This window comes from Mycolicibacterium austroafricanum (assembly GCF_902705885.1).
In the GTDB taxonomy this organism is placed as follows: Bacteria; Actinomycetota; Actinomycetes; order Mycobacteriales; family Mycobacteriaceae; genus Mycobacterium; species Mycobacterium vanbaalenii_A.
In genome coordinates this window covers 1-15,797 of sequence record NZ_CACSIP010000002.1, presented here as the reverse complement: position 1 = coordinate 15,797, position 15,797 = coordinate 1, and the positions used below count along the sequence as shown (strand labels likewise).

17 protein-coding genes are annotated in these 15,797 nt (G+C 68.0%); 4 read left to right on the top strand and 13 right to left on the bottom strand.

Going from position 1 to position 15,797, the window contains the following annotated elements:
- Positions 1 to 3 precede the first annotated feature (3 nt).
- Together lepB and rplS are read right to left on the bottom strand one after the other, a co-directional pair.
- On the bottom strand, positions 4 to 858 hold the full coding sequence (gene lepB, locus BEMPMBAN_RS02700) for a signal peptidase I (RefSeq protein ID WP_159228849.1): 855 nt from the start codon (positions 856 to 858) through the stop codon (positions 4 to 6).
- A 48-nt stretch (positions 859 to 906) separates the two neighbouring features.
- Positions 907 to 1,248 (bottom strand): 50S ribosomal protein L19, encoded by a 342-nt coding sequence (rplS, locus tag BEMPMBAN_RS02695; protein WP_159228848.1) that lies wholly within the window; start codon positions 1,246 to 1,248, stop codon positions 907 to 909.
- Between the two features lie 307 nt (positions 1,249 to 1,555).
- On the opposite strand from rplS, the gene BEMPMBAN_RS02690 reads away from it, so the two are divergent.
- Positions 1,556 to 2,497, top strand: a complete 942-nt coding sequence (locus tag BEMPMBAN_RS02690; protein ID WP_159228847.1) for a serine hydrolase — start codon at positions 1,556 to 1,558, stop codon at positions 2,495 to 2,497.
- Here BEMPMBAN_RS02690 and trmD read toward each other — a convergent pair.
- The 4 genes from trmD to rpsP are packed head-to-tail and all read right to left on the bottom strand — an operon-like array spanning position 2,494 to position 4,495.
- Positions 2,494 to 3,180, bottom strand: a complete 687-nt coding sequence (gene trmD, locus BEMPMBAN_RS02685) for a tRNA (guanosine(37)-N1)-methyltransferase TrmD (RefSeq protein WP_159228846.1) — start codon at positions 3,178 to 3,180, stop codon at positions 2,494 to 2,496. The genes BEMPMBAN_RS02690 and trmD overlap by 4 nt on opposite strands.
- A 7-nt stretch (positions 3,181 to 3,187) precedes the next feature.
- Positions 3,188 to 3,718, bottom strand: coding sequence for a ribosome maturation factor RimM (rimM, locus tag BEMPMBAN_RS02680; RefSeq protein WP_159228845.1), 531 nt, complete (start codon positions 3,716 to 3,718; stop codon positions 3,188 to 3,190).
- Positions 3,719 to 3,728: 10 nt separating this feature from the next.
- Complete coding sequence (locus BEMPMBAN_RS02675) at positions 3,729 to 3,971, bottom strand: RNA-binding protein (RefSeq protein ID WP_005148848.1); 243 nt, start codon at positions 3,969 to 3,971, stop codon at positions 3,729 to 3,731.
- Between the two features lie 8 nt (positions 3,972 to 3,979).
- Complete coding sequence (gene rpsP / locus BEMPMBAN_RS02670; protein ID WP_159228844.1) at positions 3,980 to 4,495, bottom strand: 30S ribosomal protein S16; 516 nt, start codon at positions 4,493 to 4,495, stop codon at positions 3,980 to 3,982.
- A gap of 221 nt (positions 4,496 to 4,716) precedes the next feature.
- Between rpsP and BEMPMBAN_RS02665 the strand changes: the two genes are divergently transcribed.
- Positions 4,717 to 5,208 carry a nuclear transport factor 2 family protein gene (locus BEMPMBAN_RS02665; protein WP_159228843.1) on the top strand — a complete coding sequence of 164 codons (492 nt, stop codon included), beginning with the start codon at positions 4,717 to 4,719 and terminating at the stop codon, positions 5,206 to 5,208.
- A gap of 5 nt (positions 5,209 to 5,213) precedes the next feature.
- On the opposite strand, the gene BEMPMBAN_RS02660 is transcribed toward BEMPMBAN_RS02665, so the two are convergent.
- The gene (locus BEMPMBAN_RS02660; protein WP_159228842.1) at positions 5,214 to 5,633 is read right to left on the bottom strand and encodes a nuclear transport factor 2 family protein; all 420 of its coding nucleotides are present in this window, start codon (positions 5,631 to 5,633) and stop codon (positions 5,214 to 5,216) included.
- Positions 5,634 to 5,678: 45 nt separating this feature from the next.
- Here BEMPMBAN_RS02660 and BEMPMBAN_RS02655 point away from each other — a divergent pair, with 45 nt between their 5' ends.
- Together BEMPMBAN_RS02655 and BEMPMBAN_RS02650 are read left to right on the top strand one after the other, a co-directional pair.
- Positions 5,679 to 6,572 carry a D-alanyl-D-alanine carboxypeptidase family protein gene (locus tag BEMPMBAN_RS02655; RefSeq protein WP_159228841.1) on the top strand — a complete coding sequence of 298 codons (894 nt, stop codon included), beginning with the start codon at positions 5,679 to 5,681 and terminating at the stop codon, positions 6,570 to 6,572.
- 79 nt (positions 6,573 to 6,651) lie between these two features.
- Complete coding sequence (locus tag BEMPMBAN_RS02650) at positions 6,652 to 7,488, top strand: D-alanyl-D-alanine carboxypeptidase (protein ID WP_159228840.1); 837 nt, start codon at positions 6,652 to 6,654, stop codon at positions 7,486 to 7,488.
- Positions 7,489 to 7,564: 76 nt separating this feature from the next.
- Here the strand turns inward: BEMPMBAN_RS02650 and BEMPMBAN_RS02645 are convergent, their stop codons facing one another.
- From BEMPMBAN_RS02645 to ftsY, 6 genes are all read right to left on the bottom strand, one after another.
- Positions 7,565 to 8,644, bottom strand: a complete 1,080-nt coding sequence (locus BEMPMBAN_RS02645; RefSeq protein ID WP_159228839.1) for a metal-dependent hydrolase family protein — start codon at positions 8,642 to 8,644, stop codon at positions 7,565 to 7,567.
- Positions 8,644 to 10,212: a signal recognition particle protein gene (gene ffh / locus BEMPMBAN_RS02640; protein ID WP_159228838.1), complete on the bottom strand. Its 1,569-nt coding sequence runs from the start codon at positions 10,210 to 10,212 to the stop codon at positions 8,644 to 8,646. The genes BEMPMBAN_RS02645 and ffh overlap by 1 nt, the downstream gene beginning before the upstream one ends.
- Positions 10,213 to 10,281: 69 nt before the next feature.
- Positions 10,282 to 12,756, bottom strand: a complete 2,475-nt coding sequence (locus tag BEMPMBAN_RS02635; RefSeq protein WP_159228837.1) for a [protein-PII] uridylyltransferase — start codon at positions 12,754 to 12,756, stop codon at positions 10,282 to 10,284.
- An 81-nt stretch (positions 12,757 to 12,837) separates the two neighbouring features.
- A complete protein-coding gene (locus BEMPMBAN_RS02630) occupies positions 12,838 to 13,176 on the bottom strand; it encodes a P-II family nitrogen regulator (protein WP_159228836.1) in 339 nt (112 codons plus the stop codon).
- 33 nt (positions 13,177 to 13,209) lie between these two features.
- Entirely contained in the window at positions 13,210 to 14,562 is a 1,353-nt protein-coding gene (locus tag BEMPMBAN_RS02625; protein WP_200845848.1) for an ammonium transporter, read from the bottom strand.
- Positions 14,563 to 14,802: 240 nt separating this feature from the next.
- Positions 14,803 to 15,797: signal recognition particle-docking protein FtsY (gene ftsY / locus BEMPMBAN_RS02620; RefSeq protein ID WP_159228834.1), on the bottom strand; the 995-nt coding region annotated here is incomplete at its 5' end.

The window sequence follows — 15,797 nt, the reverse complement described above, 5'->3', positions numbered from 1 at the left end:
CGCTCAACTGGGTTCTTGCGGGTCCACCGAGCTCACGCCGCCCCATCGCGACGGCGGCCAGGCGATGAACCGCGCCTTTCCGACGATGTTCTCCACCGGGATCGTTCCGGCGACCGGGTCTCCGGTGCACAGCAACCCATCTTGGGCGTCCTCGGGTCGGTTACTGCAATGTGTCCGGGAGTCCGCGGAATGGGTGCGGTTGTCCCCCATCACCCACACCCGGTCCTCCGGCACGGTGACGGGTCCGAACTCGTTGCCCAGGCATGGGTACACCGCGGGATCGGCCATCATGGTGTCCGGACTGAGGTACGGCTCGTCGAGCCGTTCGCCGTCGACGGTGAGCCCGGTGTCGGCCCGGCATTCGACCGTCTGACCGCCGACCGCGATGATCCGTTTCACCAGGTTGTTCTCGTCGGGCGGGACAAACCCGACAACCGCGAGCGCATTCTGCAACCACCGGATCGCGGGGTTGTCCGACCGGATCGACTGGTAGCCGATGCTCCAGTTCGGCGGGCCCTTGAAGACGACGACGTCGCCGGGCTCGGGTTCGGTGAACCGGTAGGTCAGCTTGTCGACCATGATGCGGTCACCCACGCAACCGGGGCACCCGTGCAACGTGGGTTCCATCGACTCGGATGGGATGAGGTACGGGCGGGCGATGAACGTCAGCATCACGTAGTAGAGAACCACCGCGATGGTGATCAGCAGGGCGGCCTCACGCACCGCGCCGCGCTTCTTCTTCGCCGGCTCCTGCTCCCCGTCGGCGCCTGCCGCCGGAGCGTCGGGGTCTGCGGTGCCGAGCGTGCGCTCGGCCGACAGGTCGTCGGGTTCGGGTCGGCCGTCTGAGGGTCCGGTCACGAGATCAGCGTAGCCAGGGCGCCGCGGGTTCCGACGCCGCCCGGCAGGTCAGCGCTTTTCCTTGATCTTGGCCTTCTTGCCACGGAGCTCACGCAGGTAGTACAGCTTGGCGCGACGGACGTCACCGCGGGTGACGATGTCGATGTGGTCGATGTTGGGCGAATGCACCGGGAAGGTCCGCTCGACACCGACGCCATAGCTTTCCTTGCGCACGGTGAAGGTCTCGCGGATCCCGCCGCCCTGGCGGCGCAGCACGACGCCCTTGAAGACCTGAATGCGCTCCTTGGAGCCCTCGATGACCTTCACGTGGACGTTGATGGTGTCACCGGGGCCGAAGTCCGGGACGTCGTCGCGCAACGACGACTGGTCGACGAAATCCAGGGTGTTCATCGGAGACACTTCCTTGCTGTTCGGGCCGCTGGCGGACGTCGCGGGGACGCGCGCAGAGCCGATGGGTGATTCGGACGTCTGGGGCAGTCGTGCGGCGGTTCCGGCCGTGCACAGACAACTGCCCAATTGTGCCAGACGAACTCCGATTACCCGAAATCGGAGTGCGCCCATCCCCCCGGTGCGCGGGCCCACGTCCGTGCGCAGGCGGGGTGGGTTTGATGAGGTTACCCTGGGAAAACGGGTATACCGACTCGACCATTCGGCATCGGGCTCGGCACATTCGCCGCAGAATTCACGGAGGACACGGATGCGAAGGCGGCCTTTGCGGCTGGTCACCACGATGACTGCGGCAGCGTTGGCTGTCGTTGTCATCGCCGGGTGCGGGGCCCAGGTGCACGGCTCACCCCCGGCACCGTCGGGCCCGCCGCGGACGGTGGTCGCCCCCCTGGGCGCCTTGGCTCCGCTGCCCGAGGTGCCGCCGGACGCGCCCAGCGCCGGGTTCGTGGGACTCGCAGATCGCCAGCGGCAGGCCACCGACCAGGCCGCCGCGGCCGGCGCCGACGTCACCGCGGCGGTTCTCGACCGCAACACCGGGCAGTTGGTGACCAACGGCAACAGCATGACGATCGCCATCGCCTCGGTGGTCAAGCTGTTCATCGCCGACGACCTGCTCCTGCAGGTCTCGCGGGGTGAGACCACGCTGTCGCCGGAGGACCGGCGGTCGCTCGACGTCATGCTGCGGTCGTCCGACGACAGCGCCGCCGAGGTCTTCTGGAACCGCTCCGGCGGCAGCGCGATCATCAATCGGGTGGTGGCCCGCTACCGGCTGGGGGCGACACGTCCGCCCGGCAACGACCGGTGGTTCAACACCGTCAGCACCGCCACCGATCTGGTGCGCTACTACGACATGCTGCTGGCGGGCACCGGCGGACTGCCGCCGGAGCAGGCCGAGGTGATCCTGTCCGATCTCGCGGCATCGACGCCCACGGCACCCGACGGGATGGTCCCCGGTGGCATCTACCCGCAGCGGTTCGGCATCCCCGAGGGGATCTTCGCCGAACCGGTGGCCGTCAAGCAGGGTTGGATGTGCTGCATCGGCGCCGACTGGATGCATTTGTCCACCGGCGTCGTCGGACCCGACCGGCGCTATGTGATGGTCATCGCGTCGATGCAGGCTGCCGACGACGACACCGCCCGGCAGACCATCACCGAGGCCGTGCAGACGATGTTCCCCAGCGGGCGGATCTAGTCCAGCAGGTCCGGCCGACGTTCCCAGGTGCGCTCGAGACCCTGCTGGTGCCGCCACGCGGCGATCCGCGCGTGATCGCCCGAGAGCAGCACCTCCGGCACATCGAGTCCGCGCCAACTCGCCGGCCTGGTGTAGCTGGGGCCCTCCAGCAGTCCCCCGACCAGTTCAGAATGTGAATCGTCGCGGTGGGACTCAGGATTGCCGAGCACATCGGGCAGCAGGCGCACCACCGCCTCGATCATCACCAGTGCCGCCGACTCTCCACCGGGCAGGACGTAATCGCCGATCGAGACCTCTTCGACCCGCATCCGGCGCGAAGCGTCCTGCGCGACTCGCTGGTCGATCCCTTCGTAGCGGCCACACGCGAAAACCAGATGTCGTTCACCACTCCAGCGCGCGGCATCGGCCTGGGTGAATAACCGCCCCGCCGGGGTCGGAATCACCAGAAGCGTTTCCTCCGAACACATCTCGTCGAGCGCCGCACCCCACACCGGCGCCTTCATCACCATCCCCGGGCCGCCGCCGTAGGGTGAGTCGTCCACCGACCGATGGACGTCATGGGTCCAGTTCCGCAGGTCGTGCACACCGAGTTCAACCGTGCCGGCCTCGATCGCCCTGCCCGGCAGGGACTGCCGCAGTGGTTCGAGGTAGGCCGGAAAGATCGTGACGACGTCTATTCTCACGACACCCTCACGCGAGGTCGTCGAGATTGAGCAGTCCGTCGGGCGGATCGATCTCCACCAGACCATCAGCCAGCGACACCGCCGTGACGATCGCCTGGACGAACGGGATCAGGATCTCGGCTCCCTGCGCGGATCTGACACTGAGCAGCTCACCGGCGGCGGTGTGCAACACCTCGGCAATGGTGCCGACATCCTCGCCGGCCACGGTCCGCACCCGCAGTCCCTCGAGCTGATGGTCGTAGAACTCGTCGGTTTCGGTGATCGGCGGCAGATCGTCGGAGTCGACGAGGAACAGCGTGCCCCGCATCGCCTCGGCGGCGTCACGGCTGCGGACTCCGGCCAGCCGCACGAGCAGCCGGCCGGAGTGTTCGCGAACGGATTCGATGGTGTAGTCGCGTTCGGAACCGCCGCGAGAAGCGCGGCCCCGCAGCGTCTCCCCGGGCGCGAACCGACCGTCCGGATCGTCGGTGCGGACATCGACGACGATCTCACCAGTGACGCCGTGCGCCTTCGCCACGCGCCCGACGACCAGCTCCATGGGCGGATTCCTACTGGTCGGTGTCCACCACGTCGACGCGGATACCCCGGCCACCGATACCGGCCACCAGGGTGCGCAACGCGGTCGCAGTGCGCCCGCCACGCCCGATGACCTTGCCGAGATCTTCGGGATGGACGTGCACCTCGACGGTGCGCCCGCGGCGGTTGGTCACCATGTCGACCCGGACGTCATCGGGGTTGTCGACGATCCCGCGGACCAGATGCTCGACGGCGTCGACGACGACTGAACTCACCGGCGTGCTCAGCTCTCGCTGGGAGCGTCGGCGCTCTCGGCGGCGGTCTCGGTCTCGGCCTTGTCCTCGGCGGCAGGCTCAGCCTTCTCGGCGGCAGGCTCAGCCTTCTCGTCGGCCTGCTCGGCCTTCTTGGCGGGCGCCTTCTTCTTCTTGGGCTGGGTGGCCTCGCCGGTCGGACCGCCATCGGCCTCGGCGAGCGCGGCGTTGAACAGGTCGAGCTTGCTGGGCTTGGGCTCCTTGACCTTCAGCGTGCCCTCGGCGCCGGGCAGACCCTTGAACTTCTGCCAGTCACCGGTGATCTTGAGCAGCTGCAGGACGGGCTCGGTGGGCTGGGCGCCCACGCCGAGCCAGTACTGGGCGCGCTCCGAATCGATCTCGATGAGGCTCGGATTCTCCTTGGGGTGGTACCGGCCGATGACCTCGATGGCGCGACCGTCGCGACGGTTGCGTGCGTCGGCGACGGAGATGCGGTACTGGGGATTGCGGATCTTCCCGAAACGGGCGAGCTTGATCTTGACAGCCATGGTGGTGCGGATTCTCCTGTTGATTGCCACGTTGGCAATTCGAGCGACGCGGGCGGGCTGCCCGGTCCGGTTTTGCCTTACGTGTGTGACCGCCGCGGGGCCGGAGTCCCGAGGCAGACAGCCGCTCATTGTGCCAGAGCCCGCTCCGCAGGACGAAATCCAGCGCCGGCCGGCTCCGCTGAACCTTTACAATCGAGGCGGCCGGTGTCACCCTCGCTCGCATGGATGACGCCGCCCTTCTCTTGGAGATCGAGTCGATCAAGCAGCTGAAGGCCCGCTACTGCCGGCACCTGGACACCAAGGACTGGGACTCCTGGCGCACCCTGTTCACCGACGGCTTCCGCAGCGACACCGCCGGCGCGGGCGGCAAGGTCATCGTCGGTGCCGATCCTTTTGTCGCCTTCACCCGCAGCAGCCTCGGCGACCGGGCCACGGTGCACCAGGTGCATGCTCCGGAGATCGAACTGACCTCGGCGACGACCGCGCGCGCCGTCTGGGCTCTGGAAGACGTCGTTCGACTGGCGCCCGGGGTGAACCTGCGCGGGTACGGCCACTACGACGAGACGTACGAGAAGATCGACGGCCGGTGGTTGATCACCAGCTCCACGCTGACCAGGCTGCGGGAGGACATCTTCAACGTCGTCTTCTCCCTGTACATCTCAGACCGGATCAAGAAATTGACGGCGAGGGTGGCGCGTCGGCTGGTCCGCTGAGCGGGTCAGAGGATCTTGTCGAAACACTTCTCCTCGACACGCCTGCTCATCCGCCACCCCTGCGGGGTCCTGACGAACTCGTCCAGGTACCAGATGCCGACAAAATAGATCTGCTCCTGGTCGCCCCCCATCACCATCGGGTTGAAGCAGATCGCCCGCGAGGTCGCGGTGTCGCCGGTGACACGCACGTCGACGTTGCCCAGCATGTGGTAGTACGCCGGAAAGTTCGGCAGCACCTCCGAGAGCCACGCCTTGACCTCGGGGAACTGCCCGGCGATGCCCCCGGCGGCCCGGTAATCGATATAGGCGTCGGAGGTGAACACCGCGTCGAGGTCGTCGAAGCGCCGCTGGTCGATCGCCGTGGAGTAGTCGATCAGCAGCTGCTGGATTTCCAAACGATCCGAGATCTCCTCGATGCTCAACATGGATCGATTGAACACGATCGTCGACCGGGATTAGGCTCACCCGACATGACGAGGCTTCTCGCGTCCCTGGCGCTCACCCTGGGTCTGATCGCGGGAACGCTCGGTGTCTTCGGACCGACCGCTGCCGCCGTGCCCGTGACCGGCGTCCTCCAGCCGGTGGGCTCGACCCCGATCCCCGACGGGCCCGCGCAGGCCTGGCTGGTCGCGGACATGGACACCGGCGCGGTGCTCGCCGCCCGCGACGAACACGGCCAGTACGCCCCGGCCAGCACCATCAAGGTGCTGCTCGCGCTGACGGTGCTCGACGAGCTACCGCTGGACGCGACGATCGTCGCCAACGAGGCCGATACCGAGGTCGAGTGCAACTGCGCAGGTGTGACCCCCGGGATGACGTACACCACCCGGCAACTGCTGGAGGCCGCGCTGCTGGTGTCGGGCAACGACGCCGCCAACACGCTGGCCAGAATGCTCGGCGGTCACGACGTCGCGGTGATGAAGATGAACGGCAAGGCCGCACTGGTGGGGGCCTACGGCACCAACGCCGGCTCACCGTCGGGGATCGACGGGCCCGGCATCGACATGTGGTCCTCGCCGCACGATCTGGCGGTGATCTTCCGCGCGGCGATGGCCAACCCCGTCTTCGCCCAGATCACCGCCATGCCCACAGCCGTCTTCCCGACCAAGACCGGCGACAAGGTACTGGTCAACCAGGACAAGTTGCTGCAGCGTTATCCGGGCACCTTCGGCGGAAAGACCGGCTACACCGACCTCGCCCGCAAGACATTCGTCGGCGGCGCCGAGCGCCACGGCAAGCGTCTTGTGGTGGCGCTGATGTTCGGCCTGGACAAGGAGGGCGCGCCCAGCTACTGGGATCAGGCAGCCAGCCTGCTCGACTGGGGATTCGCGCTCGAACCGAACGCCGGTGTCAGCCAACTCTGAACCCGGGCGGCACACTCGAGACCCGATGGAGACCTGATCGCGCGCTCGGCGAGTCCTGGCGTCATTAGCGTCGCCTGCTGTGCGACGAAGTTTCGCGGGGCTGGCGCTCGCCCTCAGTGTGGTACTGGCTGCCGCGACGGCGGTCGGCGCACCCACCGCGGCGGCCCAACCCGACGCAGCACCGGCCGCCGCGCAAGCGCTTCCGGACGGTCCCGCCAAGGCCTGGCTGGTCGCCGACCTCGACACCGGCCGGGTGCTGGCCAGCAGGGATCCCTACGGCACCTACGCCCCGGCCAGCACGATCAAGGTGCTGCTCGCCATGGTGGTGCTCGATCACCTTCGGCCCGACAACTTCGCCCGGGCCAACGCCTCGCACACCCAGGTCGAGTGCTCCTGCGTGGGGCTCGAACCCGGGCAGGCCTACACCACCCGCCAACTCCTCGAGGCGATACTGATGGTGTCGGGCAACGATGCGGCCAACATGCTCGCCGACATGCTCGGCGGGAAACCGGTGGCGCTTGCCGCGATGAACCGCAAGGCCGCCCTCGCCGGTGCGCGCAGCACCAAGGCGTCGTCCCCGTCGGGACTTGACGGCCCCGGTTGGGAGTCGGTGACCACGCCACACGACCTCGCGGTCATCATGCGCGCGGCCCTGCAGTATCCGTTGATCGCGCAGATCATGCGCCAACCCTCGGCGCAGTTCCCCGGCAAGACCATCACCAACCAGAACGAGCTGCTCACCCGCTACCCGGGTGACCTCGGCGGCAAGACCGGGTACACCAACCTCGCCCGCAAGACCTACGTCGGCGCCGCTCAGCGCGGCAGCCGGCGCCTGGTGGTGGTGCAGATGTACGGCGACGGAGACCTCTACGGGCAGGCGACCAGGCTGCTGGACTGGGGCTTCGCTCAGCCCTAGCGCGCTCACCCCCCGCGGAATAGCACTCCGGGTCGTGATCGCGGCCCGATCACGGCCCTGGCTTCACACCTGGCGCTCAGTAGACGGCGCCGCGCAGGATCACCCGTGACGGCTCGGCCAGCACGCCCGCACCACCGCGCGGGTCGTCGGCGTAGCACACCAGGTCGGCGGACGCGCCGTGTTCGAGGCCGGGCCGGCCCAGCCACTGCCGGGCGTCCCAGCAGGCGGCCCCCAGAGCTTCGGTCGGGGTCATACCGATGCCCTTGAGCGCGTCGATCTCGTCGCCGATTCGGCCGTGGGCGACGGCACTGCCGGCGTCGGTGCCGGCGTAGATGGGCACCCCGGCCTCGCGCGCCGCACCGATCCTGGCCGCACAACTCTGGTGCAGCGCGCGCATGTGGCGTTCGTAGCGCGGGTACTTGCTGGCGGCCGACGCGATGTCGGGGAAGTTCTCGATGTTGATCAGCGTGGGCACCAGCGCGGTGCCGTGCTCGACCATCAGATCCACGGTGTCGTCCGTGAGCCCGGTGCCGTGCTCGATGCAGTCGATGCCTGCCGTGATCAGCCCGGGCAGCGCGTCCTCGCTGAACACGTGGGCCGTCACCCGTGCGCCATTGGCGTGGGCCGCCTCGATGGCGGCCTTGAGCACGTCGTCGGACCACAGCGGCGCCAGGTCACCGATGTCGCGGTCGATCCAGTCGCCGACCAGCTTGACCCAGCCGTCACCCCACCGGGCCTGCTGCGCCACCGCGTCGGGCAACTGCCATTCGTCCTCCAGCTCGATCGCGAACCCGCGCTGGTAGCGCTTGGGCCGCGCCAGATGGCGCCCGGCGCGGATGATGCGCGGCAGGTCGGCCCGGTCGTCGAAGCTACGGGTGTCGGTGGGCGACCCCGCATCCCGCAGCAACAGCGCCCCGGCGCCGCGCTCGGTCTCGGCCTGCGCGACGGCCTCGTCCATCTCGATGGGGCCATGCTGGCCCAGGCCGACGTGGCAGTGGGCGTCGACCAGACCGGGAAGGATCCAACCGCCGTCCCCGTCAGCTCCGAACACCGTCTCGGCGCCGGTCACCGGCTCGGCGCTGAGCCGGCCGTCGACGATCCACCACTCGACGGGTTCACCGTCGGGCAACCCACGTCCCCGGAGGTGCAGGGGCATCAGTTCTTGGGGAACTTCAGTTTCGACAGGTCGATGTCGGCGAGTCCCGGCGGGAGCTCGTCGAGTCCTTTGGGCATGTTCGACAGGTCGGGGAAACCGGCGGGCATGCCTGCGCCGAGCGGGTTGCGGGCCTTCGGCGGCGTCGGACCTGCGCCCGACTTGCGCCCCTTCTTGCCCTTCTGCTTGTTCTTGCCCTTGGCGGCCTTGCGGGTGTTCTTGCGGCCGAACGGCATCCCCATCTGGCCGGCCATCTGGGACATCATCTTGCGGGCTTCGAAGAAGCGGTCGACGAGCTGATTGACCTCCGAGACCGTCACACCGGAGCCGTTGGCGATACGCAACCGACGCGAGGCGTTGATGATCTTCGGGTCGGCACGCTCGGCCGGTGTCATCCCGCGGATAATGGCCTGCACCCGGTCGAGTTGGTTGTCATCGACGGCGGCCAGCGCGTCCTTCATCTGCCCTGCGCCCGGCAGCATGCCCAGCAGGTTGCCGATCGGCCCCATCTTGCGGATCGCCAGCATCTGCTCGAGAAAATCCTCGAGCGTGAGCTCACCGCTGCCGATCTTGGCGGCGGTCGCCTCCGCCTGCTCGGCGTCGAAGTGCTGTTCGGCCTGCTCGATGAGCGACAGCACGTCACCCATGCCGAGAATCCGGCCGGCCATCCGGTCGGGATGGAAGACGTCGAAGTCCTCGAGTTTCTCACCGCTCGACGCGAACAGGATCGGCACGCCGGTGACCTCGCGCACCGACAGCGCGGCGCCGCCGCGCGCGTCACCGTCGAGTTTGGTCAGCACGACGCCGGTGAACCCGACGCCCTCGCGGAACGCGTCGGCCGTGGTCACGGCGTCCTGGCCGATCATCGCGTCGAGGACGAACAGGGTTTCATCGGGGGTGACGGCATCGCGGATGGCCGCGGCCTGCCCCATCAGTTCCTCGTCGATACCGAGGCGACCCGCGGTGTCGACGATGACGACGTCGTAGTACTTGGCGCGCGCTTCGGCCAGACCCGCCGACGCCACGGCCACCGGGTCGCCCGATTTCATCTGCTCGATCGTCGCGCCGTCCGGCGACACGCCGGGATGCGGGGCGAAGACGTGTACGCCGGCCCGCTCGCCGACGATCTGAAGCTGGTTGACCGCACCGGGCCGCTGCAGGTCACAGGCCACCAATAGGGGTGTATGCCCTTGACCCTTAAGCCATTTCGCCAGCTTTCCAGCCAGGGTGGTCTTACCCGAGCCTTGCAGGCCCGCCAGCATGATCACCGTCGGAGGAGTCTTGGCGAAGGACAGCTGCCGGGTCTGGCCGCCGAGGATCCCGACGAGTTCCTCGTTGACGATCTTGACGACCTGCTGTGCCGGGTTCAGCGCCGCCGAGACCTCCGCGCCCTTGGCACGGTCCTTGATCCGGGCGACGAACTCGCGCACCACTGGCAGCGAGACGTCGGCTTCCAGCAGCGCCAGCCGGATCTCGCGGCTGGTGGCATCGATATCGGCGTCGGTGAGCCGACCCTTCCCGCGCAGGCCAGTGAGCGCGCCGGTCAACCGGTCGGACAGGGATTCAAACACGAGGCCAGACTACTTGGCGTCGGCCCGACCCACCGAGGACGCCCTCGTCGATGTGGACGACGAACGTCACTAGCTGGCTTCCTCGACCTGCTTGGGCGGGGGTGCGGGCAGCACCGCGTACAGCTCGCGCTCCAGCGCCTGACGCAGCGTGTTGTCCGTGCTTCCCGACGGCAGCACCACACCGAACACGTCCACCACCGACGATCCCAGCGTCGTCACCTTGGCCCAGTCGATGTCCACCCCGGCGCGTTCGAACACCGCCGTCAGCACCGCCAGCAGCCCCGCGCGGTCGGTGGCCCGGATCTCCGCGAGGAGTTGTCCCGGGCCGGCCCCGGCATGCCAGATCACCCGCGGGGGTGCTGCCGGTGCGTTGACCGGCACGGCCGCCCGGACCTCGCCCGCCCGGCCCGCCTGCGAGCTGTCGGCACCGCGTAGCTCCAGCGCTCCCAGAACGTCGAGCTCCCCTTCGACGGCGAGGATCAGCTGCTGGCGCAGCAGCTCCGCCGCCGGCGGGGTGCCGAAATGCGGGGAGACGACGAAGGTGTTGATCGCCGAGCCCTGGTGCGAGTTGACCGACGCGGAGTGCACTCTCAGTTTGTTGAGAGCCAGGACGCCGGCCGCCTTGCTCAGCAGACCACGGCGATCCGGCACGATCATCGTGACGCTGTAGATGTGCGGGGTGTCGGCGGGTGTCATCTCGACATGAACGCCCTCGTCGGCAGCCATCGAAAGGAACCGCGGATCAACGGGATCGGGTGCGGGCAGGCCCTCCCCCGCCATCACCAACCGGCAACGCCGGACCAGGTCGCCGAGCAGCGAGGCCTTCCAGTCGCCCCAGACACCCGGGCCGGTGGCCAGTGAGTCGGCCTCGGCGAGCACGTGCAGCAGCTCCAGCACCACCGGATCGCCGCCGAGGGCGTCGACCACCGCGGCGATGGTCTTGGGATCCTGCAGATCCCGCCGGGTCGCGGTCTGCGGGAGCAGCAGATGATGCCGCACGACCTTCGACAGGATGTCGACGTCGGAAGGCCACAGCCCGAGCCGGTTTCCGATCTGGGTGGCCAGCTCGGCCCCGATGACGCTGTGGTCCCCGCCCCGGCCCTTGCCGATGTCGTGCACCAGAGCGCCCAGTACGAGGAGGTCGGGCCGCGCCACTCGGGTCGTGAAACCGCTTGCCCGGGAGACGGTCTCGACCAGGTGGCGGTCCACGGTCCAGATGTGGACGACATCGCGCGGCGGCAGGTCGCGCACTGCACCCCATTCGGGGAACAGCCGGCCCCACAGCCCGGTGCGGTCGAGCGCTTCGATCGTCCCCACCACGGACGGACCCGCCGCGAGCATCACCAGCAGGTCCTTGAGCGCCTGGCGCGGCCAGGGCGTGCGCAGCTCGGGCGCATTCTCCACCAGCCGACTCAGGGTGGACGCCGCCATCGGCAGACCGGTGGTCGCCGATGCGGCAGCCACCCGCAGTATCAGACCGGGGTCGCGTTCCGGGCGGGCATCGCGGGCCAGGATCACCTCGCCGTTGAACTCGACGACACCTTCGTCGATCGGACGGCGCACCGGACGCCGCAGGGCGGCAAGCCCGCGGCGGGGCAATGAGTTTCCGGCCGTACGGATGCCCGCGTCGACGTAGTAGCTGACGGTGCGCGCGGCGTCGGAGAGCATCCGGGCCAGATCGAACCGGTCGCCGATACGAAGCAGGGCGCCGATCTCGTCGGCGTGCTGGGCCAACAGCAGTTCACGGCCGCGTCCGGCGACCCGGTGCAACTCGGTGCGGACGTTGAGCAGCGAGAGGTGCGCCTCGCCGAGGGTTTCGGTCGGCGAGGCCAGCGACCGGCTCGGGTACACATCGGCCAACTGCGCGATCGCCAGCGCGTTGAGCAACTGCACGTCGCGCAGACCGCCCCTACCGCACTTGAGGTCCGGCTCTGCGCGGTGGGCGATCTGGCCACTGCGCTGCCAGCGCGCCCTGGTGTGCTCGACCAGTTCGTCGAAGCGGGACGCTATCCCGGTGCGCCATTGGCGGCGGGCGCCGCTGATCAGCAGCGATGACAGGTCGGCGTCCCCGGCGATGTGGCGCGCCTCGAGCATCGCCAACCCGGCCGAGATGTCCTCGCCGCCGACCTTGAGTGCCTGCGGCACCGTCCGGACACTGTGGTCGAGGCGAATGTTGGCGTCCCACAACGGATACCACAACAGTTCGGCCACTTCTCCGACGACCTCGGAGGGCATGTCGTCGTGCAACAACATCAGATCCAGATCGGAGTACGGCAGGATCTCGCCCCTGCCCAGGCCTCCGGTCGCGACGATCGCGAAGCCACTGGTCGCGGTGATGCCGATCTCGGTGGCCTTGGAGGCCAGCCAGAAATCGTAGAGATCCAACAGCGCGTTGCGCAGCGCAGCCGAATCGAGCTGACGCGGCCCTCCGGCCAGTAGCTGTTTGGCGGCGGCGACGAGATCGGTTGCGGGGCGCAAAGAACCCGCCGCCGGACGCACCCATCGAGGGGCGCCGGCGGCGGGGTCTTGCTTGTGTTCTGTCATGAGTTGTCCTCTCCGGCACTGACCGGTCTAGCGCTCTTCCGGTGCAATGCCGGGAAACGACGGCTCATTCCACGCTGTGTGTCAGAGGGCGTCGGACCCCCGCTCACCCGTGCGCACCCGAACCACGGTGTCGACCGGGCTGACCCACACCTTCCCGTCACCGATCTTTCCGGTGCGGGCAGCCTGGACGATGACATCCACCACCTTGTCCACGGCGGCGTCGTCGACAACGACCTCCACACGGACCTTGGGCACGAAGTCCACCGAGTACTCAGCGCCCCGGTACACCTCGGTATGCCCCTTCTGGCGGCCGTAACCCTGAACCTCGCTGACCGTCATCCCGAGTATGCCCGTCTGTTCGAGGCCGGTCTTCACATCCTCCAGCGTGAACGGCTTGACGATCGCAGTAATCAGCTTCATGTAGTCGATCCCTTCCGATGAAATTGTCGCCGATCAGGCGAGCTCGTAAGCCGTTTCGGCGTGTTCGGTTTCATCGATACCAGTGTCCTCGTCCTCCTGGGACACCCGCCAGCCCAGAGGCTTGACGATGAACGCGATGATCGCGGTCATGATGCCGGTGAAGATCACGGCCACAAGAGCGATGACGATCTGCACCACGAGCTGCTGGATACCGCCACCGTAGAACAGCCCGGTTTCCAGGGCCAGGAACCCGATGCCGACGGTGCCCCACAGCCCGGCGACCAGGTGGACGCCGACGACGTCGAGCGAATCGTCGTACCCGAACTTGTACTTCAGCCCGATGGCGAGCGCGGAGAGCACACCGGCGATCGCGCCGAGGATCAACGAGCCGATCGCACTGAGCGAACCGCACGCGGGAGTGATCGCGACCAGACCGGCGACGACACCCGAGGCGGCGCCGACGCTGGTGGCGTGGCCGTCTCGGATACGTTCCACCAGCAACCACGACAGCATGGCGGCCGCGGTGGCGGCAGTGGTGTTGACCCACACCGCGCCGGCGAGCATGTCCGCCGCACCTTCGGAGCCGACGTTGAAGCCGAACCAGCCGAACCACAGGATGGCCGCGCCGAGCAACACGAACGGCACATTGTGCGGGCGGAAAGCGGACTTGCCGAAGCCGGCGCGCTTTCCGAGCAGGATCGCCAACACTAGAGCGGCCATACCGGCGTTGATATGCACCACGGTGCCGCCGGCGAAGTCGATGGGTGCGACGTTGGCGGCACCTTCGTCATCCACCCCGAACAGTTTGGCCGCGATGCCCGACTCCGAGGCCGACAGCAGGCCGCCGCCCCAGACCATGTGCGACAGAGGGAAATACACCAGGGTGACCCAGATGCCACCGAACAGCAGCCAGGTGCCGAACTTCATCCGCTCGGCCACCGCCCCGCTGATCAGGGCGACGGTGATCACCGCGAAGGTGAGCTGGAAGGCCACCCAGACGATGGCGGGTACCGTCCCGAATCCACCGAGCACGAAGGTGTCGACTCCGCCGAGCTCACGCACCTCCGTCAGCTGACTGAGCCCGAAGAGTGAGAACGGGTTGTCGAAGATTCCGAGATAGTCGCTGTTCCCGGTATGCGCCGAGGCGAACGACATCGAATAGCCCCACAACACGTAGATGACGCTGACGACTCCGAGGGAGCCGAACGACATCATCATCATGTTGAGGACGGACTTCTGCCGGGACAGACCGCCGTAGAAGAACGCCAGGCCCGGTGTCATGAACAACACCAGCGCGGCGGATGTGAGCACCCATGCCGTGTCACCGGCGCTCAGGCCCTCAGGCCCGAACGGCAGAAACATTTCGTCCGGTATGGCTAGGGCCACATCATGCAAGCCAACCACTTTGTGTGAACCTCCTTGGGGATGACAGCCGACAGGATCGGCCTCGCAAAAGAGACTGTTCGGCCCGCGTTTCACCTGTGATTCTGTTGTGTTTCGGCTGCGTGAACGGACACACGTAAGTGGTTACGCTCGTGTTTCACCGGCCAAGATCAGCAGAAAGCCTCGGGCCGTGACACAATTGTCAACTCTTTTGCCACTTGCTCGGCCGATCGCGGCGGATCACTACCCCAGAAGCGCGTCGACGAACGCCGCCGGCTCGAACGGGGCGAGGTCGTCCGGGCCCTCGCCGAGACCCACGAGCTTGACCGGGACTCCGAGCTCCTGCTGGACGCGGAAGACGATGCCGCCCTTGGCGGTGCCGTCCAGCTTGGTCAGGACGACGCCGGTGATGTCGACCACCTCCGCGAAGACCCGCGCCTGCGGCAGGCTGTTCTGCCCGATGGTCGCATCCAGGACGAGCAGGACCTCGTCGACGACCGCGCGACGACCGACCACCCGTTTGACCTTGCCCAGTTCGTCCATCAGCCCGGTCTTGGTGTGCAGGCGACCGGCGGTGTCGATCACCACCACGTCGGCGCCCGAGGTGATTCCCGTGTCGACGGCATCGAAGGCCACCGAGGCCGGATCGGCCCCTTCGGGGCCACGCACCACTTGCGCGCCGACCCGTGAGGCCCACGCCTGCAGCTGGTCGGCTGCCGCGGCGCGGAACGTGTCTGCCGCGGCCAGCACCACGCGGCGGCCGTCGGCGACGAGCACTCGGGCCAGCTTGCCGACGGTCGTCGTCTTGCCCGTCCCGTTGACCCCGACGACCAAGAGCACGGAGGGCTTGTCATCGTGCGGGAGCGCCCGGATCGAGCGGTCCAGGTCCGGTTGCAGCGCCGAGATCAGCACCTCGCGCAGCACCGCCCTCGCGTCGGCCTCGGTGCGGACCCTGCTGCTGGCCATCTTGGACCGCAACGCGGTCACGACCGACTCGGTGACCACCGGGCCGAGGTCGGCGATCAGCAACGTGTCCTCGACCTCCTCCCACGAGTCCTCGTCGAGGTCACCGCCACCCAGAAGGCCCAGCATGCTCTTGCCGAGGGTGTTCTGGGACTTCGCCAGGCGTCCCCGCAGACGATCCAGCCGTCCTTCGGTGGGGGCGATGTCATCGACGTCGGGTGCGGTCTCGGCCGGCGGGGCGGGTTGGTCGACAGCAACCTCGGGGGCTTCGGCGG

Coding starts and splice junctions, on each gene's coding strand:
- rplS (WP_159228848.1), bottom strand. CDS start 1,248: ATGAACACCCTGGATTTCGTCGACCAGTCGTCGTTGCGCGACGACGTC.
- BEMPMBAN_RS02690 (WP_159228847.1), top strand. CDS start 1,556: ATGCGAAGGCGGCCTTTGCGGCTGGTCACCACGATGACTGCGGCAGCG.
- rimM (WP_159228845.1), bottom strand. CDS start 3,718: ATGGAGCTGGTCGTCGGGCGCGTGGCGAAGGCGCACGGCGTCACTGGT.
- rpsP (WP_159228844.1), bottom strand. CDS start 4,495: ATGGCTGTCAAGATCAAGCTCGCCCGTTTCGGGAAGATCCGCAATCCC.
- BEMPMBAN_RS02665 (WP_159228843.1), top strand. CDS start 4,717: ATGGATGACGCCGCCCTTCTCTTGGAGATCGAGTCGATCAAGCAGCTG.
- BEMPMBAN_RS02660 (WP_159228842.1), bottom strand. CDS start 5,633: ATGTTGAGCATCGAGGAGATCTCGGATCGTTTGGAAATCCAGCAGCTG.
- BEMPMBAN_RS02655 (WP_159228841.1), top strand. CDS start 5,679: ATGACGAGGCTTCTCGCGTCCCTGGCGCTCACCCTGGGTCTGATCGCG.
- BEMPMBAN_RS02645 (WP_159228839.1), bottom strand. CDS start 8,644: ATGCCCCTGCACCTCCGGGGACGTGGGTTGCCCGACGGTGAACCCGTC.
- BEMPMBAN_RS02635 (WP_159228837.1), bottom strand. CDS start 12,756: ATGACAGAACACAAGCAAGACCCCGCCGCCGGCGCCCCTCGATGGGTG.
- BEMPMBAN_RS02630 (WP_159228836.1), bottom strand. CDS start 13,176: ATGAAGCTGATTACTGCGATCGTCAAGCCGTTCACGCTGGAGGATGTG.